General features: G+C 68.2%; 32 protein-coding genes and 1 tRNA gene. 7 read left to right on the top strand and 26 right to left on the bottom strand.

Annotation, left to right across the window (positions count from 1 at the left end; translation table 11 throughout):
* Nucleotides 1-81: 81 nt before the first annotated feature.
* On the top strand, nucleotides 82-1,455 hold the full coding sequence (locus ASG45_RS02685) for an MFS transporter (RefSeq protein ID WP_055832704.1): 1,374 nt from the start codon (nucleotides 82-84) through the stop codon (nucleotides 1,453-1,455).
* A 29-nt stretch (nucleotides 1,456-1,484) separates the two neighbouring features.
* On the opposite strand, the gene ASG45_RS15805 is transcribed toward ASG45_RS02685, so the two are convergent.
* Complete coding sequence (locus ASG45_RS15805; RefSeq protein ID WP_082516425.1) at nucleotides 1,485-2,006, bottom strand: MarR family winged helix-turn-helix transcriptional regulator; 522 nt, start codon at nucleotides 2,004-2,006, stop codon at nucleotides 1,485-1,487.
* A 106-nt stretch (nucleotides 2,007-2,112) separates the two neighbouring features.
* On the opposite strand from ASG45_RS15805, the gene ASG45_RS16440 reads away from it, so the two are divergent.
* A complete protein-coding gene (locus ASG45_RS16440; protein ID WP_055832703.1) occupies nucleotides 2,113-2,832 on the top strand; it encodes a MarR family winged helix-turn-helix transcriptional regulator in 720 nt (239 codons plus the stop codon).
* A 60-nt stretch (nucleotides 2,833-2,892) separates the two neighbouring features.
* Here the strand turns inward: ASG45_RS16440 and dcd are convergent, their stop codons facing one another.
* Nucleotides 2,893-3,498 carry a dCTP deaminase gene (gene dcd, locus ASG45_RS02670; protein WP_055832702.1) on the bottom strand — a complete coding sequence of 202 codons (606 nt, stop codon included), beginning with the start codon at nucleotides 3,496-3,498 and terminating at the stop codon, nucleotides 2,893-2,895.
* A gap of 105 nt (nucleotides 3,499-3,603) precedes the next feature.
* Between dcd and ASG45_RS02665 the strand changes: the two genes are divergently transcribed.
* Both ASG45_RS02665 and ASG45_RS02660 read left to right on the top strand, forming a co-directional pair.
* Nucleotides 3,604-3,677 (top strand) — tRNA-Gly (locus tag ASG45_RS02665).
* Nucleotides 3,678-3,885: 208 nt separating this feature from the next.
* On the top strand, nucleotides 3,886-5,019 hold the full coding sequence (locus tag ASG45_RS02660; protein WP_162242831.1) for a tyrosine-type recombinase/integrase: 1,134 nt from the start codon (nucleotides 3,886-3,888) through the stop codon (nucleotides 5,017-5,019).
* A 289-nt stretch (nucleotides 5,020-5,308) separates the two neighbouring features.
* Here ASG45_RS02660 and ASG45_RS02655 read toward each other — a convergent pair whose 3' ends face one another.
* Complete coding sequence (locus ASG45_RS02655; protein WP_055832700.1) at nucleotides 5,309-5,515, bottom strand: DUF3263 domain-containing protein; 207 nt, start codon at nucleotides 5,513-5,515, stop codon at nucleotides 5,309-5,311.
* Nucleotides 5,516-5,601: 86 nt separating this feature from the next.
* Here ASG45_RS02655 and ASG45_RS02650 point away from each other — a divergent pair, with 86 nt between their 5' ends.
* Both ASG45_RS02650 and ASG45_RS02645 read left to right on the top strand, forming a co-directional pair.
* On the top strand, nucleotides 5,602-5,886 hold the full coding sequence (locus tag ASG45_RS02650; protein WP_055832699.1) for a hypothetical protein: 285 nt from the start codon (nucleotides 5,602-5,604) through the stop codon (nucleotides 5,884-5,886).
* A 4-nt stretch (nucleotides 5,887-5,890) separates the two neighbouring features.
* Nucleotides 5,891-6,163 (top strand): hypothetical protein, encoded by a 273-nt coding sequence (locus ASG45_RS02645; RefSeq protein ID WP_055832698.1) that lies wholly within the window; start codon nucleotides 5,891-5,893, stop codon nucleotides 6,161-6,163.
* Nucleotides 6,164-6,381: 218 nt separating this feature from the next.
* Here ASG45_RS02645 and ASG45_RS02640 read toward each other — a convergent pair whose 3' ends face one another.
* The 8 genes from ASG45_RS02640 to ASG45_RS02605 form a co-directional block, all read right to left on the bottom strand.
* Nucleotides 6,382-7,128 (bottom strand): LamG-like jellyroll fold domain-containing protein, encoded by a 747-nt coding sequence (locus ASG45_RS02640; RefSeq protein WP_055832697.1) that lies wholly within the window; start codon nucleotides 7,126-7,128, stop codon nucleotides 6,382-6,384.
* On the bottom strand, nucleotides 7,125-8,597 hold the full coding sequence (locus tag ASG45_RS02635) for a hypothetical protein (RefSeq protein ID WP_055832696.1): 1,473 nt from the start codon (nucleotides 8,595-8,597) through the stop codon (nucleotides 7,125-7,127). Before ASG45_RS02635 ends, ASG45_RS02640 begins: the two co-directional genes overlap by 4 nt.
* Entirely contained in the window at nucleotides 8,597-9,061 is a 465-nt protein-coding gene (locus tag ASG45_RS16070) for a hypothetical protein (protein WP_156459343.1), read from the bottom strand. The genes ASG45_RS02635 and ASG45_RS16070 overlap by 1 nt, the downstream gene beginning before the upstream one ends.
* Nucleotides 9,062-9,153: 92 nt before the next feature.
* Nucleotides 9,154-9,459 (bottom strand): hypothetical protein, encoded by a 306-nt coding sequence (locus ASG45_RS02625; RefSeq protein WP_055832694.1) that lies wholly within the window; start codon nucleotides 9,457-9,459, stop codon nucleotides 9,154-9,156.
* A complete protein-coding gene (locus ASG45_RS02620; RefSeq protein WP_055832693.1) occupies nucleotides 9,456-9,803 on the bottom strand; it encodes a putative phage holin in 348 nt (115 codons plus the stop codon). The genes ASG45_RS02625 and ASG45_RS02620 overlap by 4 nt, the downstream gene beginning before the upstream one ends.
* A complete protein-coding gene (locus ASG45_RS02615; RefSeq protein ID WP_156459342.1) occupies nucleotides 9,796-10,008 on the bottom strand; it encodes a DUF7620 family protein in 213 nt (70 codons plus the stop codon). The genes ASG45_RS02620 and ASG45_RS02615 overlap by 8 nt, the downstream gene beginning before the upstream one ends.
* Nucleotides 10,008-10,313, bottom strand: coding sequence for a hypothetical protein (locus ASG45_RS02610; RefSeq protein WP_055832691.1), 306 nt, complete (start codon nucleotides 10,311-10,313; stop codon nucleotides 10,008-10,010). The genes ASG45_RS02615 and ASG45_RS02610 overlap by 1 nt, the downstream gene beginning before the upstream one ends.
* A gap of 49 nt (nucleotides 10,314-10,362) precedes the next feature.
* On the bottom strand, nucleotides 10,363-11,598 hold the full coding sequence (locus ASG45_RS02605) for a hypothetical protein (RefSeq protein WP_055832690.1): 1,236 nt from the start codon (nucleotides 11,596-11,598) through the stop codon (nucleotides 10,363-10,365).
* A 68-nt stretch (nucleotides 11,599-11,666) separates the two neighbouring features.
* Here ASG45_RS02605 and ASG45_RS02600 point away from each other — a divergent pair, with 68 nt between their 5' ends.
* Nucleotides 11,667-12,053 (top strand): hypothetical protein, encoded by a 387-nt coding sequence (locus tag ASG45_RS02600; protein ID WP_156459341.1) that lies wholly within the window; start codon nucleotides 11,667-11,669, stop codon nucleotides 12,051-12,053.
* On the opposite strand, the gene ASG45_RS02595 is transcribed toward ASG45_RS02600, so the two are convergent.
* From ASG45_RS02595 to ASG45_RS02525, 15 genes are all read right to left on the bottom strand, one after another.
* The gene (locus ASG45_RS02595) at nucleotides 12,050-13,231 is read right to left on the bottom strand and encodes a M23 family metallopeptidase (RefSeq protein WP_055832688.1); all 1,182 of its coding nucleotides are present in this window, start codon (nucleotides 13,229-13,231) and stop codon (nucleotides 12,050-12,052) included. The genes ASG45_RS02600 and ASG45_RS02595 overlap by 4 nt on opposite strands.
* Nucleotides 13,218-14,267, bottom strand: coding sequence for a hypothetical protein (locus tag ASG45_RS02590; protein WP_055832687.1), 1,050 nt, complete (start codon nucleotides 14,265-14,267; stop codon nucleotides 13,218-13,220). The genes ASG45_RS02595 and ASG45_RS02590 overlap by 14 nt, the downstream gene beginning before the upstream one ends.
* Nucleotides 14,268-14,276: 9 nt before the next feature.
* Complete coding sequence (locus ASG45_RS02585) at nucleotides 14,277-15,038, bottom strand: hypothetical protein (RefSeq protein ID WP_055832686.1); 762 nt, start codon at nucleotides 15,036-15,038, stop codon at nucleotides 14,277-14,279.
* A gap of 2 nt (nucleotides 15,039-15,040) precedes the next feature.
* Nucleotides 15,041-17,830, bottom strand: coding sequence for a tape measure protein (locus ASG45_RS02580; RefSeq protein ID WP_156459340.1), 2,790 nt, complete (start codon nucleotides 17,828-17,830; stop codon nucleotides 15,041-15,043).
* 17 nt (nucleotides 17,831-17,847) lie between these two features.
* Entirely contained in the window at nucleotides 17,848-18,060 is a 213-nt protein-coding gene (locus ASG45_RS02575) for a hypothetical protein (RefSeq protein WP_055832684.1), read from the bottom strand.
* 95 nt (nucleotides 18,061-18,155) lie between these two features.
* On the bottom strand, nucleotides 18,156-18,569 hold the full coding sequence (locus ASG45_RS02570) for a hypothetical protein (RefSeq protein ID WP_055832683.1): 414 nt from the start codon (nucleotides 18,567-18,569) through the stop codon (nucleotides 18,156-18,158).
* 82 nt (nucleotides 18,570-18,651) lie between these two features.
* A complete protein-coding gene (locus ASG45_RS02565) occupies nucleotides 18,652-19,464 on the bottom strand; it encodes an IPT/TIG domain-containing protein (protein WP_055832682.1) in 813 nt (270 codons plus the stop codon).
* Between the two features lie 49 nt (nucleotides 19,465-19,513).
* The gene (locus ASG45_RS02560) at nucleotides 19,514-19,939 is read right to left on the bottom strand and encodes a hypothetical protein (protein WP_156459339.1); all 426 of its coding nucleotides are present in this window, start codon (nucleotides 19,937-19,939) and stop codon (nucleotides 19,514-19,516) included.
* Entirely contained in the window at nucleotides 19,932-20,210 is a 279-nt protein-coding gene (locus tag ASG45_RS02555; RefSeq protein WP_055832680.1) for an HK97 gp10 family phage protein, read from the bottom strand. The genes ASG45_RS02560 and ASG45_RS02555 overlap by 8 nt, the downstream gene beginning before the upstream one ends.
* Nucleotides 20,211-20,561 carry a hypothetical protein gene (locus ASG45_RS02550; protein ID WP_055832679.1) on the bottom strand — a complete coding sequence of 117 codons (351 nt, stop codon included), beginning with the start codon at nucleotides 20,559-20,561 and terminating at the stop codon, nucleotides 20,211-20,213.
* Entirely contained in the window at nucleotides 20,558-21,073 is a 516-nt protein-coding gene (locus tag ASG45_RS02545; protein ID WP_156459338.1) for a hypothetical protein, read from the bottom strand. Before ASG45_RS02545 ends, ASG45_RS02550 begins: the two co-directional genes overlap by 4 nt.
* Nucleotides 21,074-21,112: 39 nt before the next feature.
* A complete protein-coding gene (locus tag ASG45_RS02540) occupies nucleotides 21,113-21,439 on the bottom strand; it encodes a hypothetical protein (protein WP_055832677.1) in 327 nt (108 codons plus the stop codon).
* A gap of 59 nt (nucleotides 21,440-21,498) precedes the next feature.
* Nucleotides 21,499-22,746 (bottom strand): phage major capsid protein, encoded by a 1,248-nt coding sequence (locus tag ASG45_RS02535; RefSeq protein WP_055832676.1) that lies wholly within the window; start codon nucleotides 22,744-22,746, stop codon nucleotides 21,499-21,501.
* Nucleotides 22,743-23,753, bottom strand: a complete 1,011-nt coding sequence (locus ASG45_RS02530) for a hypothetical protein (RefSeq protein ID WP_055832675.1) — start codon at nucleotides 23,751-23,753, stop codon at nucleotides 22,743-22,745. The genes ASG45_RS02535 and ASG45_RS02530 overlap by 4 nt, the downstream gene beginning before the upstream one ends.
* Entirely contained in the window at nucleotides 23,753-25,111 is a 1,359-nt protein-coding gene (locus ASG45_RS02525) for a phage portal protein (RefSeq protein ID WP_055832674.1), read from the bottom strand. Before ASG45_RS02525 ends, ASG45_RS02530 begins: the two co-directional genes overlap by 1 nt.
* Nucleotides 25,112-25,115: the final 4 nt, after the last annotated feature.

Raw genomic sequence — 25,115 nt, 5'->3', positions numbered from 1 at the left:
GCCTGAATGAGCGCGCCAAGGGTGGCGCGGCGTCGTCTCGGGGGTACCGGGCGTTCACCGGAGGGGCCTAGCGTGACCCATATGACCCCTCCCGAGCCCGCCTCCGCCCCCGTCAGCACCCTCCGTCGGCCGGTGCTCGCCTGGGCCCTGTGGGACTGGGGATCCGCCGCCTTCAACGCGGTCGTGACCACGTTCGTGTTCAGCACCTACCTGGCGAGTTCGCTGTTCGTCGATCCCGCCGTGGTGGCCGCGGCGAACGGCAACGACGACGACCCCGCCCTCGTGCGCGCCCTCGCCGACAACGCGAGCCTGGTCGGCGTGGCGCTGATGATCGCCGGCATCGTCGTGGCGCTCGTCGCCCCCGTGCTGGGCCAGCGCTCCGACGGTACGGGGCGCCGCAAGCTCTGGCTGGGCATCAACACCGGCCTTATCGTGCTGTCGATGGCCGCGATGGTCTTCGTCGAGGGCACGCCCGAGTTCCTCGTGCTCGGCGCCACCCTCATCGCGGTCGGCAACGTCTTCTTCGAATTCGCCAGCGTCAACTACTACGCGATGCTCACGCAGGTCTCCACGCGCGAGAACATCGGCCGCGTCTCGGGCTTCGGCTGGGGCATGGGGTACGTGGGCGGCATCGTGCTGCTGCTCCTGCTGCTGGTGCTGTTCATCCAGAGCTTCGGCGCACCCGATGCCGGGGGGCTTCTCGCCGTGCCGAAGGAGGGCGGGCTGAACATCCGCCTCGCGGTCCTGGCATCCGCGGTCTGGTTCGGGGTGTTCGCCGTTCCCGTTCTGCTGCGCGTTCCCGAGATCCCGCCGCAGCAGCGCCGGGTGCGCGTCGGCTTCTTCCGCTCGTACGTGGTGCTGTGGGGCACGCTGCGCTCGCTGTGGCGCGACAGCCGGCAGGTGCTGCTCTTCCTGGTGGCCAGCGCGGTGTTCCGCGACGGCCTCGCCGGCGTGTTCACCTTCGGCGCGATCATCGCCGCGCAGGTGTTCGGCTTCAGCTCGACGGAGGTGCTCTACTTCGCGGTCGCGGCGAACGTGGTGGCCGGTATCAGCACGTTCTTCTCGGGGCGCCTCGACGACCGCTTCGGACCGAAGCGCGTGATCGTCGTCTCGCTGATCGGCCTGATCGTCCTGGGCAGCGTCATCCTCTTCATCGGCACCTCGGTGCCGGCGTTCTGGGTGGCGGGCCTCGGGCTCGGCCTGTTCGTCGGACCCGTGCAGTCGGCCAGCCGGTCGTTCCTCGCCCGGGTGGCTCCGGAGGGTCGCGAGGGTGAGATCTTCGGACTCTACGCCACGACCGGGCGCGCGGTGTCGTTCCTCGCCCCCGGCCTGTTCGCTCTGTTCGTCGGGATCACCGGCGACACCCGCCTCGGCATCGTGGGCATCGTGCTGATCCTGGCGGTCGGGCTGGTGCTGATGGTTCCGGTGAAGGCGCGGCCGGCCGTCATCCGCTGAGGCGGGCCGGGGCCCGGCACACCGTCAGCTCAGTCGCGCGGCCAGGCGTCGGCGAACTTGCCGAGCAGCCGGGCGAACTCGACGCGCTCATCGTCGGTGAACAACTCCAGCGCGGAGCGCACGGCATCCCGTCGTCGACCGCGAAAACCCGAGACCATCCCCTCGCCCTCGGGCGTGAGGCGCACGCGCGTGCGGCGGGCGTCGTCGGGGTCGGGCTCGCGTGCGACCAGACCCATCTGCGCCGCCTGCTGAACCAGCCGCGAGGCGCGGGGCTGGTCGACGCCCACCGCCTCGGCGATCTCGCTCACCGACAGCGATCCGGATGCCGCGATCAGAGCGTCGAGTAGGCGCAGGCGTGCGGGTCCGCCGAAGCGACCCTGTGCGGGGTCGGCCCAGGGCGCGGTGCCGCGCCCCCAGGGTCCGCCGAATCCCCCGCGTTCGCCGTGAACGTGCGGGTGATGGTGCCCCTCGGCGCCGAAGGGCGGGCGCGGGCGGCGTCCGCGCAAACGCCCGAGGGCGGCGGCGATCTCGTCGGCGGGGTCAGTGGCCATGCGGGAATTTTACATGTCGCTTGACAAGCATCAGAGATACATGTCACAGTACATCTGTTGTCACATGACATGTATCGGCGGATGGACCGCCCCGAAAGGACACCCCATGAACACCTCCACATCACCTGACGCCCGCAGCCTCGCCCACCGCCTCACGACGGTCGGTCACGCGCTGCACCACCGCCTCTTCACGCAGCTGCGCGACAGCGAGCTGCACCCCAAGACCGTGATGATCCTCAGCGCCATCGACGGACGGATCGACGCCCCCTGGGTGCGCGACCGTCTCGCCCGCGGCGGCAAGCGCGTCGACGCTCTCGCCGAGCGCGGCTGGATCGAGCGCGGCGACGACGGCTGGCGACTGACCGACGGGGGTCGCGAGATCCTCGACCGGGTGGATGCCGACCGCGCGGCCCTGCTGGCCGACGTGCCGGCCGAGCAGCTGGAGCGCCTGGCGACGGCTCTCGACGCCCTCTCGGACGCGCTGGGAGTCGACGCGACTGCGACGTCACCGGAGCGCGGCTTCCGCGGCCCGGGACGCGGCGGTTTCGGCCCCGGTTTCGGTCCTGGTTTCGGCCCCGGCCCGCGCGGGTTCGGTGCACGCTTCGGCCGGGGTTCCGGCCACGGCGATCACGAGGCCGAGCACGGCGGTCACCGCGGACACACCGCGGATCGACCGTGCGCAGGCAACGAGCGCGACCACGGCGGCCGAGGCTTCGGCCGGGACGGCCACAGCCACCACCGTGGTCACCGAGCCGCGCAGCACGCGTTCGAGCGCGGCTTCGACGCCGGGTTCCGCCGCGGCCGCGAGTCGTCGGCATCCGAATGATCCCGCGAAACCACGAAGCGGCGAGGACTCCCGAGGGAGCCTCGCCGCTTCGTCGTCGGGTCAGCGCCCGACGGACCCGGCCTCGGTCGAGCCGACGTCGGTGCGGTGGAAGTTGAGCGCGGAGCGCGAAGCCGTCGGCCCGCGCTGACCCTGATACCGGTTGCCGTACGGGCCCGAGCCGTACGGGTTCTCGGCAGGCGAGGTCAGGCGGAAGTAGCAGACCTGTCCGATCTTCATTCCCGGCCAGAGCTTGATCGGCAGGGTGGCGACGTTCGAGAGCTCGAGCGTCACATGGCCCGAGAAGCCCGGGTCGATGAACCCCGCGGTCGAGTGCGTCAGCAGCCCCAGGCGGCCGAGAGACGACTTGCCCTCGAGGCGCGCGGCGACGTCGTCGGGAAGGCTCACCCGCTCGAAGGTCGACCCGAGAGCGAACTCGCCCGGGTGCAGGATGAACGGCTCGTCGGGAGCGACCTCGATGAGACGTGTCAGCTCGGGCTGCTCCTCGGCGGGATCGATGAAGGGGTACTTGTGGTTGTCGAACAGCCGGAAGTAGCGGTCGAGTCGCACGTCGACGCTGGAGGGCTGCACCATGGCCGGGTCGAAGGGGTCGAGCCCGAGGCGTTTCGCGTCGAGTTCGGCTCGGATGTCGCGATCGGAGAGCAGCACGGCCCCAGCCTAGGGCGAGGGTCGTTTTCGCGGGGGTCTGTGACGGACGACGGGGAGCACGACGACCGGACGCTGTTATGCTGGCCGGGCTGCCGCAAGGCGCACGGGGCTGTAGTTCAATGGCAGAACTTCTGCTTCCCAAGCAGATAGCGCGGGTTCGATTCCCGTCAGCCCCTCCAATGATTGCAAGGCATCGCGGGCCGTTTCCGGTCCTGTGCCTACACATGGGCCTACATGTCGGAGGTCACGCCTAGAAATAGGGAGTGACCTTCATGACCCCAAGCATCCCCCGCGACGCCAATGAGGCCGCCCGTGGCTAGCCTCGGCACGCGCACGCTCGCCAACGGCGAGTTGCGATTCCGCGTACAGCAGCGCGTGAACGGGCGCATGCAGCAGAAGACCTTCACCCGCATCGAAGGCGCCGAGCAGTTCAAGGCACTTGCCGAGCGACTCACATGGGAACACGCCGTCTCGGTCCTCGAAGCGCGCACCCGCGACTCGACCATGCCCACCCTGCGGGATTGGGTGGCCCAGTACCTCGACTCCGACTCGGGCATGCTCACCGGGGTTGAGGAGGGCACCCGGGACGATTACAAGCGTGCCGCGCAGCGGTCATTCCTGCAGGTTCTCGGCGACATGCCGGTCGACGCGATCACGAAGGCCGACGTCGGTCGTTGGGTGACGTGGCAGGAACGCCAGCTCACTCAGGGCACGAAGAAGCCCGTGTCGATGAAGACGGTTCAGAACTACCACTCGATCCTGTCAGCGGCTCTACGCGCCGCCGTTGAGCACAAGCTGCGCGGCGACAATCCCGCATGGAAGACGCGCATCACCCGCGGCGAGAAACGCGAGGGCGTCTTCCTCACCGCGGACGAGTTCGCCACCATCCTCGCCGTTGCCCCCGCCCGATACGAGGGGCTACTGATGTTCCTGGCGGGCACCGGCTGCCGCTGGGGCGAGGCCACCGCACTGACATGGGACCGCGTTGACCTCGAGAGCTCTCCGCCCACCGTGCGCATCGACCGGGCATGGAAACGCGCCCCCCGCGGCGGGAAGATCCTGAAACAACCCAAGTCGAAGCGGTCACGACGCACCGTCAGCCTCAGCGCCGACGCCGCCCATGCGCTCGGCACACCCGGCGCACCCGACGACCTCGTGTTCCTGAGCCGCACCGGCCGCGCGATCGACCACCGCAGCTTCCGCTCGAACGTGTGGCTCCCCCTAATCGGTCGAGCCCGAGACGCGGCGCTCTGCGCAGAGCTGGGCGTGCGCCCCCTGCAGAAGTCCCCGAACCCTCACGACCTCCGCCATACGCACGCGTCATGGCTGATCGCATCCGGGGTGCCATTGCCTTTCGTGCAAGCTCGGCTTGGGCACGAGTCCATCACCACGACGGTCAACACATACGGCCACCTGCAGCCCGACGCACACCAGCAGATGTCGGACGTCATCGGAGCGACACTCGCCGGCGTGCGCCCACTTCGACGGGCCATTCCTGGTCCCGCCGACAACACGACTTGACACGGCGGTAATTACCGCTCCATACTCGAACCATGAGCAACGACACCACCAGGCCGGTGGCGGTGAACGCGGGAACGCATCACGCCAGAAGATGAGCAGGGGACGACGGAGTCCCCGCCAACGGCAACGCAAGTCCCCCTCCCCACCCGAGAGAGCCCCATGGGAACCCTCCACAGAAGAACACCCCCTGCCCGCCGCCGATAAGCCGACCGCTTATCCCCCGGCGACCATAAGCCAGACGCTTATCCCCTGGAAGTACAGCCCCCGACTCGCCGAGCGGGGGCTTTCTTCACGCCGCCCGACGCCCACGATCGAGCACGCGTCGACACAGCATGGGGTCCAGCCGTGCCCCCTCCGCCGAGCGTGCGGCGTGCAGCAGCAGCATGTAGTACCTCGCCGGCTTCACCCCGAGCTCGTCGACGATGAGCGCTTCCTTCTGGCTGGTGTGCCGGGGGTGAGCGTTCTCGAAGGCGAACAGCTCGGGGGCGGTGGGCATGCGGATAGTGTCGCGCGGACCTCCGACATTCCCCGTGTCGGTGGGGTGACGTAGCATCACCCGTGGCCGGGGAAGGGGACCGGTCTATGGGTTCGACGAAGGTCAGCGACGAGAAGATCGCGAGAGCGGCGGCCGCTGTCGCGCCGGTGACGCTCCCACCGCAGGCGTGGGGGTCGACGGAGGTCGAGTGGTTCGACTCGCCGCGGCCGGTGTGGGTGTGGGTGTCGTGGCCGAATCGTGCGGCGGAACGCTGCGAGGGGTGGGCCATCGGGTCGAACGATCGCGTCGTCATCGTGAACGTGCCCTGCGACGGAGGCCACTGGCAACCTGTCGTGTGGCGAAACGCCGTCACCGTGCGCACCATACGATGACCGGATGATCGGAACCATCCGCCCCGTCGAAATTCGCACCGTCAACGTGGAGGCGCACTCCCTCGCCGACGTGCACACCGTGCTCGAGCGGCAGCGCCCAGACGGATTCGAGCTCACCGATGCCCCCGTGCGCATGTCGAACGGGACCACCGCGCTCACCGCTACCGGGGTATTCGCCCGCCGCGACGGGACCCGGGAGATCGAGGGTGCCGACATGCCCGCGCTGCGGGGCCAGGTCCCCGACGGATGGGCGCTCGTGAGCGTGCGACAGGCTTGACCACGGCGGGTGTACGCTCGCCGAACCCCAGAGGAAGGGAGGTGACGCTATGCACCGTGGAACACAATCGGATCTCGCGCTCGAGCAGGACATCGCCGACGAGATGATGTCAGACTTCGCTCCCGGCGAGGCGCAGCTTCGCGAGAAGTGAGCCGCAACGACGGAACGCCCCCGGCGTCACCTCCGAAGAGGGACGCCGGGGGCGTTGTCGGTGAGGGTCAGGCCGCGAGGCCGTAGGTGGCGCCGAGGGTGGAGTGCAGGGATGCGATGTCCGCGTTCGTCAGGGCGCGGGAGAACATCATGACTCGGGCGATGTCGCCGCCGAAGAACTGCGCGTTGGCTGCGGAGTTCGTGAACAGCGTCACCCGCGGTAGGTTCGCCAGAGTCGGCGCCGCCTGACCGGTGACGCCCTGCGACTCCACCGTGTCCACCCGCAGGAGGCCGTTGAGTCCGTGACGGATGGTCACGACGTGGAACCCCGCGGTGTCCGCGGAGCTGCCGTTGACGATCTCGCCCGTCGCACCCGCACCGCCGTCGTAGCCCGTGGAGATGCGACGGATACCAGCGAACGCGGACGACGACGTGAAGTTGCCCGAGATGATCGACCCGGTGCTCGTCGCCGCCGCCCGCACCACCACCACCTGAGTCAGCGGAAGCCCCACCGGGGACCCGAACAACGCCGTGCGGAGGTACTGGCTGGATGCCGCGTCCGCACGGACGGCCTTGTGCCCGTTCGGGCCGGCGACGACCGTCGGCTTCGACGTGGACCCGCCGGTGAGGTTGGCCGCCGCGCCGAGGGCGCCCGCGGAACTCGCCCAGGTGCTCACAGCCGCGCCGACAGCGCCGAGCGAGTCAGCGTTGTAGTCGAGCAGCAGTCCCGTGGTGATGTCGGGGAGGGCGATGATCGGACGGCTCGAGGGGAACCCGGAGTCGTCGCCGTAGATGCGCTGAACGGTGGTCGTCATGATGATGCCTCCAGCATCCAGTTGAGGGTGACGGTGAGTGCCCGTCCGATGAGGTTGTCTACGACGGCGCCGCGAGCGGGGATGGAAAGGTGGAGCGGATCGACGGTCCCGGACGGCCATGCGCCGGCCGAGTATGCGGAGATCTGCGGGGCCTTGTTGCCGAGCGTGATCTCGGCGAGGTCGGCGCTGTCGGGGGTGAGCCCGAGATCGGTGAAGATCTGTGTCGATGCGACGTAGGCGCCCATGTCGACGAAGCGGGCGCCGAAGGTGGAGCGCATGGCGTCGTTGTACGCCTTGATGCGTGTGCGGGCCGCGGAGTCCGCCGGGGTGCCGGTGTCCTGGTAGTGCCCCACGACGAGGACGCTCTTCCCGGTGGACGTGGCCCACGCGTACGCGTCCTTCGTCCACTGGATGATCTGCGCGACGTCGGTGGTGACCCCGTCGACCCCGCCGGAGAGGTTGTTCTTCCCGACGTTCAGCAGGATGATCGCGTCTCGGTTCGCATTCGCGTCGGGGATGAACTTCGTCCCCGCGGGGACGGTGAAGCTCGCGCCGTCTGTGTCGCGTGTGAAGGCCCACGACGCGGCTCCGCCACCGCCGGGCTTGCTGATCGTGCCGTGCACGTTCGAGAAGCCCTCGAACGCTCCCGACACGGACCAGGCGTTGAAGATCGACGCGGGCACGTTCGACGACGCGAGCGACGTCGACCCGGTCCCGGCGATCGTGGTCGAACCGGACGTGACGAACGGTCGAGATCCGAGCTTGGCGAGCGTCTGCTCCGCGCCGACGCCCGCGGTGGCCGTGTTTACGAGCGTCGCACCGCGCGCGCCCCCGAACGCCGTGAACTGCGACGCCATGCCCGCGAACGTGGACGTCCCGTTGATAACGAGACGAGTGCGGTCGGTGGGCACGAGTCGAGACCGGATGCCGGTGGTGATGTCGGTGAGGTAGGTGACCCCGTTGACGGTGTCGGGGATGACCGCGGACCCACCGCCGGAACCTCCGCCGCCGATGAGGCCGGGGAGTTCCTGCGTGCCGTTGTCGTAGATGATGCGCGTCGCGTAACCCGAAGGGGTGAGCTCCAACCGGTAGACGCCGGGGATCTTCGCCGCCTCGACGATGTCCGAGACCTGCTCCTTGAAGAACGCCCGCGTCCACGTCGACAGGTCACCGTTGCTCTTCCAGCCGATCAGCGCATAGCCCGACTGAGACCCGAGGTACACGGCCCCGTCGTCACCGGCCGCGCTCGGCGCGTCGACAGCCTTCACGAACCGACCCTCGGCAGCAGCCGTCGTCACCGCGGCAGCCGCAGCATCCTTGATCGTCGGGTCACTGGTGATGATGTTCTCAGCGACAACGCTGATCAGCCCCTCGACCGTCGCGCGGGACTTGGACCCGGGGGTACTGATCACCAGCGACGTCGTCCCGTCGCCCGCGGCGGCGAACTCGTCCACATATTCGAGCGCCATCAGATCAGGGCTCCCTTCGGGGCGTACAGCTTCGGTCGGTCACCGGACACGTCGAGATAGATCACGCCGCTCAGCGACGACGGAGGCGGGCCGTACCCATAGAGGATCGATCCGGGCCGGGGGGTGAACTCCAGCAGGCTGGAGATGTCGCCGCCCGCCGCCGGCACCCGCAACTGCCCGGGAAGCTCGGACCACCCAGATGACGCCCACTCCCCGGTGATGGGGTGCGTCGCGAACCACTCGAACCGCACCGCGTACCACGCGTCAGGTGTGACCGCCGTTGTCGCAGCGAGATTCAGTGTGAACGAACCGTCCGGGCCGGGCTCGACATGTTCCTGCCGCAGTGGCAGGAGGGCGCTGACGCTCACCCCGGCCGAAGACGGTGCGAAGCTGACCAGCAGTCGCTCACCAGCAGGGAATGCGTCGAAACCCCACGTGCGTACGTTCCCGGACACAGCGGGCATGGTGGTCTCCTCTCAGCCCTCAGCCGGGCGGGGAATGTGGGAGTAGAGGGCGGCGGCGGCCCACACGAAGAGGACCGCCGCCAGGAACCGGGTCACTCGTTGTGCGCGCCGTCGACGCGCGCGGGCACGGATCCGAGCCCGACACGGACCAGCAGGTCGTTCACGCCGGGGACGGCCATGATCCGCGCCGCGAGACCCATGAGCAGCGCGGTTACCGCTACGACGGCGTTCACCCAGACGAAAACGACCGGGGCGACTGCGACGTCGGTCTGCGTGTTGAGGTAGTTCGCGACGGCCAGGGCGACGCCGTTGACGATGGGGACGAGGACGATGAGCGCCTGCACGATGGTGCGGAGCACTCGCTGACCCTTGAACCAGATGTCGGGGGTGGTGTTCATAGTTGCTCCTTACGAGCTCGAGATCGAATGTCGACCGGTTCGGTCTTGCGCCACGACGCCCACAGCACGTGCACGAGGTGGCCGATGGTGACCGCGACGGACCACCATGTGGCGGGGCGGAAGAACTCTCGTCCCCAGTAGTCGGGCCCGAGCCACCGTCCCGCGCCAGCGAGCAGCGCCACGGACGCCATCGCGATGAACACGTACATGAGCGCTCGACCCGCGGGTGTGGCACGCCAGTTGAAGAACGTGGCGTACGAGATGACGAATATGATCGCGCCGGCACCGGCGAAGAGGATGCCGATGTCGGCGATGAGGTCGGTCAGTTCGAGTGCTTCACGCATGGCCCCTCCGGGTGAAAGTGATCTGGATGCTTTCCCCGAAATGGTTCAGCGCGCGTCGTTCGACGAGCTTCGAGGTGAGGCGTGACACTTCCTGCCCCTGCACCTTCAGCTCGCGGTGTTGTTCTGTGGCCGCGGTACGCATCTCCTGCGCCTCGGCGACGTCGTCAGGAATGACGGTCGGCGGCTTCTTCTTGAAGGGCCACATCACGGGCCCCCTACCGGCGAGGTGTCAGCGGGTGACGGGCCGGCAGAGCGGAGGAACGCCTCCACCACCTCATTCGCCTTGATGAGCTGCGAGTTCTGCGAGAGCACCTCGGCGTTGACCTTTACGGTCTCCTCCGCGGTCTGCTTCCACTCGTCGCCTCGGGTGATCGCGGTCTTCATCTCGCGATCGTGCGTGGCCTTCGGGATCAGGCGGCCGGTGATGATCATGAGCACGACGAGAACGAGGATCGCGCCTGCGCCGATGTCGCGGAGGGTGGGGTTTGCCAACAGGGAGAGTGCGTCCATCAGCGCCCCCCTTGGTGACTCGCGCGCCCGACCGCGGCGAGCCATCGCATCAGTTCGCCAGGCGCTTCGCGAGCTCAGTCGCGAGGTCGGCGCCGAGATCCTTGCGGATGCTCTTCGCGAGCGCGTCGACGTCGATCTTCCCGCCGCCGAGGCTCAGCTTGCCGACCGCGGACAGCGCAGCGGCCGAGGAGGCGCGGGCCTCGTTGGACGCCACGAGCACGCCGATCTTCGGGTCGGCGATCGCGTTGCGCACGTCGGCCAGGATCGACTCGACGTTCTTTGCCGTCGCCTGGGTGCCCTTCGCGAGTTCCTCACCGCGCACGGCGGCGCCAGCGGCCTCGTTGGCATTGTGCTGGATGCCGTTGGCCTTGTCGCTGATGGCGATGAAGATCGAGCGCAGCATCTCGTCCTGCTCGGAGTTCATGTCTTCCTCTTCCTTCTGGCCCGCGGGGGCCGGGTCGTTGCGGTGGTTGTCGCGCCACCACTGGTACTCGAAGTGGTGCTGCTCGGTGGGGTCCCAGGCGGCGGTGCGGATCCAGCCGTGGTCAACCATGAAGGCGATGAAGCCGGCGACGGTCCAGAGATCGGTGTCGAGGGCGATGCCGCTCGTGTGCCGAGACTGGTCGGGGTGCACGGCGCGGGAGTGGTTCGGCTTCGGGCCGCGGCCCTGCGTCCACGCTTCCCACGCCTGCCACATCGAGAGCTGCAGGCCCCAGTCGCGGTAGGTGGAGTTGCAGGGGATGCGCCCCCACTTGGCCTCCGCGCGGCGGAACGATGCCGCAGCATCCGGGGTGAATCCGACCCCGTCGCGGACCCACTCGATAACAGGTGCGGCCATGAACAGCCCACCGCCTTTCGCTCGTCGGTCAGCGATGTGAGCCAGCACCGCACACGCGGGCTGCTCGTATCGCGAGTAGTGGTTCGGGTCCGCGTTGATCTGCGCCCGGTGGATGGCGAGGGTCGGCGGGAGGGTCGCCCAGTCGCGCACTCTCACGAGCGCGGCGAAGAACGCACCGGCCGCATGCCGCGCATCCATCCGCTCAGCCGGGGTGCCCCACCACCGCTGCTGCTGGAACAGGCCGATCGACGACGTCGGCGAACCGTCCGGGTTGCGGACACCGTTCGTCTCCCAGTCGCCATAGTCGATGTTCCGCAGCGACGACTCACCCATCGCGCACATCACACCGAGCAGCGCGCCGCGATCGCCGAGACCCATCCCGTGGGCGACGTCGGCGATGATCGCCGCGTTGCGCACCTGGGGCTCGTCGTATCCGGCTGCAGCCATGGCGTCACCGTCTTTCCAGTAGGCCCGGGCATATGCCACGAGCGCGGAGGGTGAGTAGGGTGAACGGCATGAAACGTGGACTCGTCGCCGCTGGCGCTGTCGCCCTGCTGCTGCTCACCGGATGCAGCGCAGGCGAGATGAGCGCTCAGCCGGTGCCGACCGTCACGCGGACGGTGCTCGTGCCGGCGCCGGACTACACGCCACCGGACGACGCGGCTGTCGCAACCGAGGCGGGCGTGTCCGAGTTCGCCGTGAGCCTCGCTCGCACGTACAACGCCGATGCTGTCGACGAGGTCACGCCTGCTCAGGCGCAGATCATGGCCGACGCGGTGTGCTCGGAGCTCGCGGCTGGGCAGCCTCCCGAGTCCGTCTCCGTGCTCGGCGGGATCACAGATTCCGTGCTCCGCGGCGTGCTCGCGAAGGGCATCGACTCTTCGTACTGCCAGGCTCCCTAGCTGTACAACTCGAAGAACTCACGCGGGTTCACCGGGACGCCGTCGACAAGGATCTCCAGGTGCAGGTGCGGATCAGTCGAGAGACCCGTCGAACCAACACGACCGACCGTTTCTCCGGTCGTCACCAGGGTGCCCACGGGGGCGCCGGCTTCGATCATGTGCGCGTACCTCGACACCACACTCTTCCCGCGGAGCAGCCCGTGATCGACGACGACCAGGTTCCCGAAGCCACCGGATAGCTGGGACTCGGTCACGACGCCGCGACCAATCGCGCCGATCGGCGTGCCGGCCGGTGCACCGAAATCGAGGCCATTGTGCATCGTCTCTTCGCCGGTGATCGGGTGCGTGCGCATCCCAAACTCGGAGGTCACGAGAGTCAAACTGAACGGGGGTTCGAATCCTCCGCCGGGCCCGCCGACTCCGGGCGGTACGACGTAAAGGCGTTTCGTGATCTTGTGCCGGCCAACCCACTCGATGTCGTCCAACGACTCCGTCGAGGGGAGATCGTCGATGGTAACGACGGGGGCGGAGATGTTCACCTGGCTGGTGCTCACCGTCACCGACGCCCCTAAAGCCCGCATCCAAGCGAGGAGGGCGTTCGCCGAGATGTCGACGACACCACCCTCCGGCACAAGCCCGATGCTCGAGGTGCCACCGGTGAGCCCGACCTGCACCTTCGCCCCATTGCCGAGGGTGAACTCCCCATTCTCGAGAGTCGCCGGCATGAGACCACCGATGGTGATCTTGTCCTTCTCCATCACCACGTTCCCCGCGGTGATCTTCCCGCCCTCGATGACCACGTCACCGATACGGATCTTCCCCGTCCCGGTCACGACAATGTCACCCGTGACCGTCATGATGCCCGTCAGGTCCACGTCACCGGTAATCTCAACCGGCCCCGAGATCGTCAGCGCACCGGTGATCGACCCGTCCCCGTTGAACGTGAACGGACCATCCACCGTGAACTGCCCCGTGACGGTCGACTCGCCGTCGACCTGCAGGGTGCCGACAATCTCGACACGACCACCGGAGTCCACCCGCAGGAGCCCGCCGATGAACCGCATGCGGCCGTTGCTGATGGACGAGTTTTCGAGCATCGCGCCGCCTTCGAGGCGGTCGACGCGGAAGATCAGTCGACGGATCCACCAGAACGCGTCGGAGAGGTCACGAAGCTGCATTCTGCACCTCCGTTTTGAGCTCGAGTCCGTTGCCACCGGACACCTTGATCACTCGTAGCGAGTGCACGGTCGGCGTCTCGAGCACCCACCCGTTTCCGGGCAGGGCGAGCATCGGAGGGTTGTCGTCGCTGATCGTGAACGACCCGACGGTCCACTGGGTGACCGGCCCGGAGTTTGCCTCGTAGTACCGCGTCACCGCGGCCTGCAACGCATCGCCAGTCAGGTCGGGGAACGACTCTTTGGTGTCCCGGATCGGACCAGCGGGCGAGCCTGCCCAGCGGGTCTCCTGGTCATGCCCGGTGCCGTTTCCGACGCCGAGGATGCCGGTAACCTGGCGGCGCCAACTCTTCCGGCGCTTCACCCCGGACAGGGGGCTCTCATCCGCTTTGAGCCTGAACACGGTGCGCCCGTAAACGATCGGGGTGCCGACCACGACTCGGAATCTGATGTCCCGGCCGCCGGGGCTGTAGACCTGCAGGAACGTCTCACATCCGGTGCGGTCCTCGATCTGCTTGAGGATGTCGGAGATGCGAAACTTCTCCCAGAACCTCCACGTGCCGCCGACATCACCCGCACCGTCCGGGGGAAGGTCCAGCGGGTATTGCCAGTCGGGTCCCCACTGCGTCATCCGCTCGAACACAGCCCGGACCGCGCCGGCCGCGGACCGACCCGTGATGGTCAACGTGGAGTCTTTGTCCGCGAGCACGCCGTCGATCATTCGCCAGTCGGCCTCGCGGATGAGGTCGGACGCTGACACCTTGACCTTCATGGTGTCGTAGTCGATATCGTTCTCTTCGATCTTCTGCGCGTAGATGGGAGTGTCCCCCCACCACCGGACGAGGAGTCGACTGTTCCCCTCGAACGTCTCGTCGATCTGCTCTTCGGTCCAGGGTTCGTCGGCGTCACCCATCACGAATTTCTCCGTGCTGGTGCCGTCACCGGCGAGGCTTGTGGACCAATCCGACTCGGCGGGCTGCACGTGCGAGCGGAACGTCCCTGTGATGGAGTCGTTCACGGTGAGGGACCACTCGGTCACGGTTCCTCCTCAGATCCAGGTGGGGGCCAGCAGGATGCGGCCCGGGGCGGACATGGAGTGCTCCCACTCGGCCCCATTCGGTACGGCCCAGAGGGGGCCCGTTCCGGCGTCTTGCAGCCACACGCCGTCGCGGTAGACGCGACCGGTGCGGGTGTCGAGTCGGTGCAGGCCCCCAGCGGGAACGCCGGAGACGGTGAACGTGCCGGCGGGTGAGGTCACGCTCCACGCGGACGGCGCGTCAGGGATCTCGACAGTGGGGTGGGCGGGATAGTTTCCCCGCGACTCAACCTTCACCGTGCCGCCGGGCGTGAGTACCGGGTATGTCTCAGTGGTCCCGTACTGGCGGGGGTCTGCCGCATGAAACTGCACCATGAACCGGCCGTAGAAGTGCTCCCCAGCGCGACGCTGCTCGTTGACACCTTCGGCGGCGATGACCCGGACGTTGATGGTGCGGGTGTCCCCGTCGACGTTGTGCGAGAGGGGGAACCGACCACCCGATGCGCCCCATCCGTTCACGGAGTCGCACCAGCGCTGCACGTCGTACTCGGATTCGCCGAGGATGACACCCGGTTCGATGGTGACGATGCGCGCCGGCAGCCGCACGGGGACGTCGTACTCGCCCGCCGACAGGGGTCGCGCGAGCGCCTCGCGACGCCGGGCGGGGAGCCCCTGCAGCCCCTTCAGCCCGCTCGGCCCGATGAACAGGCCCGTCCGATGTGCGGAGGAGGGGACGCCGCGAACGACGCGCCCCTCCCCGTGAATCTCGACCACGCTCACACGCCCACCGCTTCCGCTATCGCTTCTGCCCGATGGCTCACCGCCTCGATCGCGTCGGTCGGGTCCATCGCAGCGAACTGGTTGATCTGCTGGAAGGCCGGGCCACGGTCACCTTCGGTCGGTGCCGAGGCGCTCCGTGCCTGTGGCGAGATCGCCGATGCGGGCGGCACAGCCGACAGGGCGACCATCGCGCGCTGCACGACCGTCGACGAGTCGGTGACGCCGAGCGCCATCCCTTCGCCGACCATCTGGCCGACCTCGGTGCGGAACACCCGCGAGGGCGACTGGATGCCGAGGGTGTCCTTGGCCCAGCCGATGACGCCGTCGAAGAACCCGCCGACCTGCTCCATGAGCCAGCCGCCCATGCCGGAGATACCCTCCCAGAACCCGCGGACGACGTCGGCGCCCGCGTCGAGCAGCCAGGTGCCGGCGTTACCGATGGCACCCATGACGGTGTCGAAGATGCCCCCGACGAACCCACCGATCTGAGCAATCGCGCCAGACACGGCACCGACCATCCCGTTCCAGATGCCGGCGAAGAACCCGCTGATCGCGGACCACACGCCGTTCCACCAGTCCGACAGCGCCTGCACAGGCCCCTGCACCGCGCCGACGACGGCCGCGATGATCGGGACGAGGAACGCGACGAGCGCGTTCCACACGCCGGTGAAGAAGTCGACGACCCCGGTCCACACGGCCACCCAGAACGCCCACAGCCCGGTGAAGTACCCGACGACCATGCCGACGATGAACTCGACGATCGGGCCGAGGAAGGCGACGATCGCGTTCCACACAGTGGTGACGACGGAGACGATGCCGTTCCAGATCGTGACCAGCACCGCGGCCATGACGAGGATGATGTTGACCCACGTCTCGACGTACACCCGGATGAGGGTGGCGATGAAGTCGAAGATCGGCCCGAGGAACCCGGAGACGTTGTTCCACACCGTGGTGACGACGTCGACGATCCCGTTCCACACGTCCGTGAAGAACGACGCGAGCGCCGTGAACACCGTCGTGGCGACGGAGACGATGTTCGCCCACGCCTCACCGAGGAAGCGGGTGAACTCACCCCAGATCGCCTGTCCGAGCTCGGTCTGCGTGAAGAACCACACCAGCCCCGCCACCAGCGCCACGATGGCGGCGATGATGAGCCCGATCGGGTTCGCGGTCATGGCGGCGTTGAGCAGCCACTGCCCGGCCGCCGCGACACGGGCTGCCGTGTTCGCCGCGATCGTCGCTATGGTGCCGCGCGCGGTGGCGGCCGTGTTGACCGTCGTCGCCGTGGTGGCCGCGCTCGTGGAGCCGGCTGCTGCGGCCTTCGCGATTGCGAGCTGCCGCTCGATGCGCACCGAGTTGTTGCGCATGATGTTGTTCGCGAAGTACACCGGCGTTGCCGCGAGCTCCCCGGCGCGCAGCGCGAGGGTGGCGTTGGCGACGGCCGTTGAGGCGACGCGCCAGGCGATGAACCCGGCGACGATCAGCGGCATGAACTGGATGATCGTGTCGACGTTGTCGGCGAGGAACGACAGCACCTGCGTGAGCACGGTGATCCCGCTCGCGGCGAGCTTGCCGATCGCCTCGCCGATCTTCGGCATCTGACCGGCGAACGACGCGAACGCCGGCTGCAGCGTCGCCAGGGACGCGCCGACGGATCCGATCGAGGTCGAAACGCCCTCGACTCCACCGCTGCCGCCGCGGAACGCGTCGAACATGCTCCGCACGACACCCGCGACGCTGGCGAAGACGTCGTGCGCGATACGCAGGCCCTGCACGACACCGTCAGGCAGGAGCGTCTCGTTCTCGGTGAAGCCGGTGAGCAGCAGATCCTTGACGTCGACGGCGCCGAGGTAGAACTCGCGGATGCCGTTGACGATGGCGGAAAAGTCGATGGAGTCGACCCATGCGCCCATCGCTGCCATCGCAGGCCCGATGCGCTCGGACAAGGACGCGGCGAACGGTTTGAGGGACTCCGCCGCGCGGTCGACGGCGTTGGCGATCGTCGTGAACAGCGACGGCGCCCCGTCCACCCCGGACTGCACGAACATCGCACCCAGGCGAGAGAACGCCGCGCCGATGTTGGCGAGCGCGCCGCGGGCGGTGGTGCCCGAGGACAACGCCGCGCCGCCCACGGAGGACTCGAGAGCGTTCTGGAAGGCCGCGAAGTCGACCTCGCCGCGGGAGACCATGCCCGCCGCCTCGTCAGCGGTCACGCCGAACTGCTTGGCGACGGCCTGCAGGATGGGGATGCCGCGGTCCTGGAACTGCTGCATCGTCTCGGTCGTGAGGCGCTGGTTGGTCGCGACCTTGTTGATGATGCTGCCCATCTCGGACAGCGGAGCCTTCGCGATCGTCGCGGAGTCGGCGGTGAGCTTGAGTGTGCGGGTGAGCGCCTCGCCGGGTGCGATGCCGGCGGCGACGGAGGATGCGGCGATCTGAGCGGACTGGTCGAGTCCGAAGGCAGTGCCCTTCACTGAGGCGAGGGCGGACTCCATGATCGTTCCGACCGACTCGGCCGAGTGCCCCAGACCGACCAGCTGCGCCTTCGCGTCCTGGATGTTCAGCGCACGGTCGAGGCCCTTGCCGCCGATCGCGGCGACGCTGGCGGTGGCCGCGGCGACGCCGACGGCGATGCCCGCGCCGATGCCGCGCGCGGCCGCGCCGAAGGCTGCCTTGAAGCGACCTCCGGCTTCCGAGGCGGTCGTGTTGATCTGGTCGAGCACGTCGCCCCGGAAGCCGGGGAAGGTGGGACTGATGGGGACTTCGCCCGCGCCGACAATTGTCATCAGCACCCCCGTGTGGATCAGTGAGCGAACGCGGACCGCGCCTTCAGCTCGGCGCGCAGCTCGGCGCGTTCCTCCGGCGTGACGTCGACGTCCTGCTTGTCAGGCCAGGGGGTCGGCAACTCCACCGGATCGGGGTGGGTTGTCGTGTCGCGGTTGGCGTTCATGAACGCCGTGGCGTGCGTCCAGGCGAGGAACTCGCCGTAGGTGACGGTGTGCTTCCACCCCGCCACGGACGCGTTCGTGTGCGACCCGAACTCACGCTCGAGCTCGGCGACGTAGTCGAGCGCCTTCCGATAGGAAAGGGATCGACCGATGTCTTCGAGCTCTAGGCGGAGGTAGCGTCGGAAGTCGAAGCGGACTGCCCCTCGGTGTCTTCCGACGAAGACGTAGAGGGCGAGGATTCCCCCAGGCCGGCTCCCATCCGCTTGCCGACCTCTTCGGCGTAGCGCATGAGCATGCCGAACGCCTTCGCACCGTCGCGCATGTTGACGATCTTGTCCCGGTCCTCGGGCCAGAGGATCTCTTCGCGGAGGTACTTCGGGAGCAGCTTCTCGTCGATCTCGTCCATGTTCATGAACAGCTCGAGGCGCTCGATCGGGATGCGCAGGTCGAGGGAGACCTCCCCCTCGGGGGTCTGGCACTTCAGGTGGTCTTCGACGACGAAGAAGTCGGGCTTGGGTCCGGGCTCGGGCTTCGCGCGCGGCGGGCGCTTCGTGACGGTCTTGTCAGCGGTGGTCATGATGGGCCTTTCGGTTCGCGATGGGCGGGGTGGGTGTGACTGCTGGCCGGGGTGCCCATCACGGCCCCGGCCAGCAGGTAGGTCACGCGCGGGTGTAGGCGCGCGCGGTCGACGCGCCGGCGGGGCCGGTCACGACGATGGGAGCGGAGCCGGCGGAACCGGCGGGCAGGGCGGCCTTGATCTGCGTGGACGAGGTCACCTGGAACAGCGGCGACTCGACGCCGCCGAACGTCACCGACGTCGCACCGTAGAAGTTGGTGCCGGTGATCGTGACCGTCTCGCCGGCGCCCTTCGCGGTCGGCAGGGCCGATGCGATGGTGGGGGCGACCGTGCTGACGGGCGGGATCAGCCACTCGCCGACGTGCTCGTTGTTCAGGCGCGGCGAGCGGCGCAGACCGAACGTCAGCTCGAGGCCGCGGACCTTGCCGCGCTCGGACTTGTCCATCTTCGCCTTCATCAGGAAGACGTCCGCGACGCGGCGGACGATGACGCCACCCTTGAAGATCTCCTCGGTGAAGACGGAGAGATCCTGGACGTAGCCGCCCGCGTCGATGGTGAGGTACCCGTTCCCGTCGGGCGTCTTGCCCCACGCGATCTTCCGGGCGAGCCGGTCGTACTGGGCGAGCTTGACGACGAGCGTCGGCTCGGACAGGCCGCTGGGGATCGAGTAGCCCTCCTGGAAGAACTTCTGCCGATCACCGTCGGGCTCGAGCATCCACTCGAAACCACCGTCCTCGGTGAGCAGACCCGCCTTCTCGAACGCAGGGTCAAGGGAGAGGGACTGGGCGGCGCCTTCGGCCGCGGTGGGGAAGGTCGTGCCTCCCGGGGCGATGCCGAGGGACCCGGTGACCGGGATACCGACGGCGGAGATGTCGTTGCCGAACGCGTCGACCATGCTGGTGCTCCTTCGAAGCGGTGGGCCCGTCCGGGCCTGGGTGGGTGGGTTAGAGCGCCTTGCCGACGACGCTCAGGGAGAACGTCATGTAGCGCCGGGCGCGCGGCTGTGACTCGTTGACCTCGTACGGGCCGAGCGAGCCGAGCACCGCCGCGACAGGGTTGTCGGCGTCGACGCTCGGGATCTGGGTGCGGAGGGCGTGCACGATGGCCGCGAGGTCTTCCGCGTCCTTCGGGTTCTCCTCGTTGCCCGCTATCACGGACAGACCGACGTTGCGCCGGCCGGTGAGGATCGACGTGTCGGGGCCGCCGTCGTTGCGGATGACAAGAAGCCGGGCGGGGAAGTCGCCCTTGGGTTCCCGGTTGTCGACCTCGACGCCGCGGCACACGTCCTCCGGGCGCGCCTCGAGCGCGGCGCGATACCAGTTGACGAGGAACAGGACGAGGTCGGCGTGGATCACGGCCGGGTCAGACACGGCTCGCTGCCTTGCCGAGGGCGCGGGCGAGGGTGCCCTCGCGGGATTCGACGATCATCGCGTGCCGCACATCGGCGACGACGGTGGCGACGGTTCCCTCGTCGGTCTGTGTGACCTCGACGTGGATGCTGTCGCGGTACTCGCCCGACGCGATCGGGGCGTCGGCGCGAGCGATGTCGCGTACCTCGCCAGCGGCGTCGGTGAGGAGTCCGCGGACACCGGCGGATCGGGCGATCTCATCGAGGGCGTCGTCGAAGAACTGAGCAGCCATTCATCCCTCCCGATCTTCGAGGGGCACCTCGAGGTACGGCTGCCATCCCGTGAACGGGTTGCGATCAGCGGCTGGCTTGACCTTGACGTAGTAGGAGACCCCGTCGGCGCGGATGCGGTCGCCCGGCTTGATGTCCGCGGTAGGCCCGCAAAACAGGCTCTTCTCGGTGAGGATCTGGTCGCGTGTGGCGGTCTCGCTGAGGGTGCTTGAGCTCGCGGCGACCCATGCCCCGCGGATCTCCACCGTCTCGGCGTCGCCCCAGGGCCCGGGGACCGTGCGCTCGGGGTTGTACGGGTCCGGGATGCTCTGTCGGCGGTCGCGCTGCACGGTCTGGCCGTACGCGAATGTCATCCGATCCACCCCACCCGGTAGGCGTCGAGCTGTGCCATCTCGTGCGGGAGGAGGGTTCCGCCTGCGGCGACGTTGGGCGAGACGTGCGAGTAGCTCACGGAGCCGGTCGCGACCTGCTGGCGGATGACGTCGAGTGGGTTGCTCAGTGACCGCGCGACGAGCTTCATCGTCAACTTGACGAGGTCGGCGGGCACCTCTTCGAATCCGGCGGTGTAGGTCACGTCGACGACGGAGCCGCGGAGGCTGGTCCACCCAGTGTCCGGGTCGATGTCGATGTTGGTGAGGTCGTCGACGTTCTTCCCGTCGAGTTTCACCGCGGTGATCGCGGTGATCTGCGTGGCGGGCAGCCACACGTCTTCGCGGAGGCGGGTGCGGTGGCGGTGCTTGAGGTCCGTTTCTGTCCGGGCGATGTGCCACCGGCAGTAGCTGCGGATGACGGCCGTGGCTGCGTCGAGCTCCTCACTGAGGAACAGGGTGTCGGCGGGGATGGCGCCTTGCGAATACTCGGGCATCTGCAAGGTCCTCGCGAATGCGTCCATCCCCGCCCCTCCTCAGTCCTCGGTGTCGCCGGTCTTCACGCGCTTGGTCTGCGCGCGTTTGGGCTTGGTGGTGGGCTCCGGGGTCTCCGGCGCCTCCACGGGCTTGGTCTGAACCTCGGACAGCCACGACACGCTGGTCGTGATGGGGCCGTCGACGCTGGTGTTCACCACGACGGCGTCCGAAGGGTAAGTGACCTCGGTGGTGCCCGGCGGGACGAACGACACGGCGTCGGTGCTGGCGTTGTCGGCGACAGCCTCGGTCGTGGTGGGTGAGGCATCGAACGTCACGGCCCCGGTGCTTCGGGGGGTGACGACGTCCTCATCGGTCTGAACGGACATGGCTTCTCCTTCGCTGCGGCGAGGCGCCCGACGCGGTGAAACGTCGGGCGCCTCACCGGTCAGCCGTTGAGGGCGGTGACGCGTCCGAACGCGCCGGGTCGGTACACGGCCAGCGCCAGGCGCTCCTCCGCACGAAGAGCCGTGAGGTTCTTCTGGAAGTAGTCGGCGTGGCTGTTGCTGGCCTCGACCGTAATACCGCCCTTGCGGAAGATCTGGCCGCCCTGCGCGAACGCGCCGACCAGCGCGCTGGACTCTGCGATCGCCGGGGTGCTGACGACACGCTTGCCCCACAGGCTCGGGGTGGCCTCCTGCACGAACGGGCCCTGCGCGTAGTACGCGCCCTGGCTGTTCTTGGACAGGACGATGCCCTCCCAACCGAGCGGGTCGATGACAACCGCGTCGGGCTCGAGGAACTGCGTGGTGCGGATGCGCGTGATCTGGCGGTAGATCGCGTCCATCGCGTTGTCGTCGGCGGTGGACGGCGCGGTGCCACGCACGATCGGCGTGGCCAGACCGGGCCGGTTCAGCAGACCGACGAGGTTCGCTCCCGTCCCGTCGCCGTTGAGCAGCTGCGCCTCTTCGGCGAGCTTGACGAACAGCACCAGGCGCGCGTCGATGTAGGAACGCGCCTGCGCCCAGTCCTCGAGCATCTCGTCCGAGATGGGCAGGAACGTGGCGATCTTGTGCAGCACCTCGTCGACCTTGGTGAACGCCAGCGCCGACTCGGGCTTGAGCCCACCCTCGGCGACGGCGGCGGCACCGTTGGTGACGACCGACTCGACGAGGTAGCGGATCAGCGGTGAGGTGGTCGTTCCCGAGGGGAACAGATCGGCGATGGTCAGCTGCCGGAAGCGCTGGTCGATGATGCCGGGCTGCACGGCGGGCTGGTTGGTGACCTGGTAGCCACCGCCGGGCGCGCCCGCGTTGCCCTGCAGCAGCGGTGCCTTCAGCTCGACGTCACCGGATGCCCAGTTGCCCTTGAGGCCCTTGTCGAGCAGCGACTTGTACGCGGCCGACTCGACGAACTGCTCGCCGAACGACTTCGACACGGCCTCGTTGCGCGCGTCCGCGGACGCGTCGTCGAGGGTGCTGCCAGCGGACGCGGAGAACGACTTGCGCTTCTCCTCGATGTAGTCGAGGTTCTGCACCTCGTCGGTCCACTTCTTGATGTCGGCCTCGAGCGGATCGAGGGCCGCCTTCTGGTCGGCGAACGACTTGTACTCGCCACCGCGGTTCTCCGCGACGTCGAGTGCCTTCTGAGAGAGCTCGCGGACCTTGTCCTGAGCCTCCTTGAGCTTCGTGCTCATTTCCCCTCCTGGGAGTTGGTTCCTGCGAGTGTGTTCAGTGCGCGGATGCGCGCCATGCGGACCTGAAGCTCGGCCTGTTCCGCGTCGTCCGCGGCAGGCGCGTCGTCGGCGGGCGCGGGGGCCTTACCGTCGGCGCCGGCGTCGGCCGGGGGCGTCATCGACTTGCTGTCAGGGTCGGGAGTGAGCACTTCGACCACTCCCACGGTCGACCGTTCACCCTGAAGGGTGATGACCGAACCGTCGTCTGTGTAGCTCTGGCGGTAGAGCTCGGATTCGTACGTGTCGCGGTCCTCGACCTCGAACACGAGGGTGCCGCCGCCGTCGGCATCCGGGAGGGTCCCGCGAAGCCACACCCAGTCGCCCGGGTTCGCTTCACGCAGCGCCGCGCGAGCGCGTTCCTGGACCGCCTCGAGCGAACCGGCAAGCGTCTTAGTCCCGGGCCGCGCGCGGAACGCCTTCTCTGACGGCAGCGACGCCCCCAGGGACACCGCGGCGTCAAGGATCGCCTGGATCAGCTCGCCGTCTGCAGCGCTGTTGCGGGCGCCCGCCTTGTGCGTGGCGGACTTCGACGTGAGCACGACCGCCTCCCGGTTGGAAGGGATCGCGACGAACGCGCCGTTGAGCAGCTCGCGCTTGGTTACCGCTCCCGCGCCCTTCCCCTCGGTGAGGGTCATGAACGCGACCGAGGTCGTGCGGATGTGCCCCTCGTTGACGAGTGTGCGCACCTCCTGCGCGCGCGGCAGCGAACTGTACGTGCCTGCCACGATCAGGTTGCCCGACTTCTCGTCGATGCGCGGCACACCGGATCCGACCGTGGTGGCCACGGACATGCCATGGTCGGAGTCGAAGGTGATGTGCTCGGGCAGCGGCTGCACCCACTCCTCGGACTTGAGGGTGTCACCGTCGCGGTCCAGGGTCGGCGCGGACAGGATCACCTCGAAGGTTCCGGGGAAGTCTCCCTCGGTGCCCGTGGCCGCGATCGTGGCGTCCTTTCGGATGATGTCCATCACGTCTCCTGTTCGATCTGCTTGCTGGCCTCTATGGCGCGGGTGAGCCGCTCGAGCTCGAGCACCTTCTCGCCCAGCGACATGCGCGCGAACGCACGCTCGTCGATGGGCTGCGGGATGAGCGTCCCGTCGGTGGCGACCGGGTTTGCTCGGGGGTTGGAGCCGAGCGGGATGAGCGCGGCGTTCGCGTACAGCACGTTCGCCTCGTCGCCAGCGGGCGGGAGGTTGAACAGCGGCCGCGCCTCGGAGGGCTTCATCACGCCACGCTCGATGAGCTTGCCGACCGCCTCCGCGCGGGTCTCGAAGTCGCCTCGGAGGACTTCGTCCATGTTGAACTTCGAGAACACGCCGCCGACGGTGTAGAAGTCGGGGACGAGCTGGTGGTCGACGACCGACTCGAACAGCTCGAACCGGGGCGCCATCGTGTCGCGGTACATCGAGCGCAGCTGCTCGGTGATGTTGGAGAAGGTGGCCTTGTCGAGGATGTGCACCACGGGCGGCGGGACGTCGTACGCCCCGCACACCTCTTCGCGGTTCAGCTTGCGCGACTCGATGTACTGCATCTCCTCGGCGGAGAGCTGCACGACCGTCGCCTCCATGGCCTCTTCGAGGATGAGAGGGCGGCCGGCGTTGTCGGTTCCGCTGTACTGCCGATCGATCTGCGACGACAGGCGTTCGACGGCGCCCTGCGACAGCGTCTTCGGGTGCTTCACCACCAGCGAAGGGCGCGCGCCACGGTTCCACCAGGACGCTGTCGCACGCCGGGAGGCGTCCTCGTTGAGCAGCGTCATCCGCAGACCCTCGAGGTTGGACAGGCCGCGGCGGAGGTTCTCGGGGTTGTAGTTCTTGAACACGACGACGTCGCGCTCGGGCCACTCGATGTCGGTGCGGCCCCGGTACGCGTAGACGGTCTCGCCGGCGTCGTTGCGTCGCACGACGACGTTGGTCGGGTGGATGGGGTGAAGCTCCCGTACCCGGTCGTTGCGGTCGCGCAGTTTCAGCCAGAACGCTTCGCCGTACAGGTCGTAGGTGGATGAGGTCCACAGCCACAGGTCGAACCCGGAGAGGCGGTCGTTGGGCCGGGCCATGAGCGCGGCGAGGTTGCCGCGCTCATCTGCCTGGCCGCCGTCGGGGGTGACGACCTTGACCTCGAATGGGTTGCGGGCGGTGGCCATGGCGAGCTTGCGGATGACGACGCCGACCCACAGCTGGTTCTTGTAGATCTCGCTGTAGGCCGCCCAGGCGCCGATGAGGGGGACGTCGCCGGCGCCGTAGTAGGTGCCGCCGAACGATCCCCCGGTGTCTGCGAAGTCGCCCTGCTGGGGGGTGGAGATCACCGATCCGTTGGACAGGAGCACGCGG

The organism is Microbacterium sp. Leaf436 (assembly GCF_001424715.1).
Lineage (GTDB): Bacteria > Actinomycetota > Actinomycetes > Actinomycetales > Microbacteriaceae > Microbacterium.
Note: the sequence above shows the minus strand (reverse complement) of the source record. Positions and strands in the feature narration are given on the sequence as shown.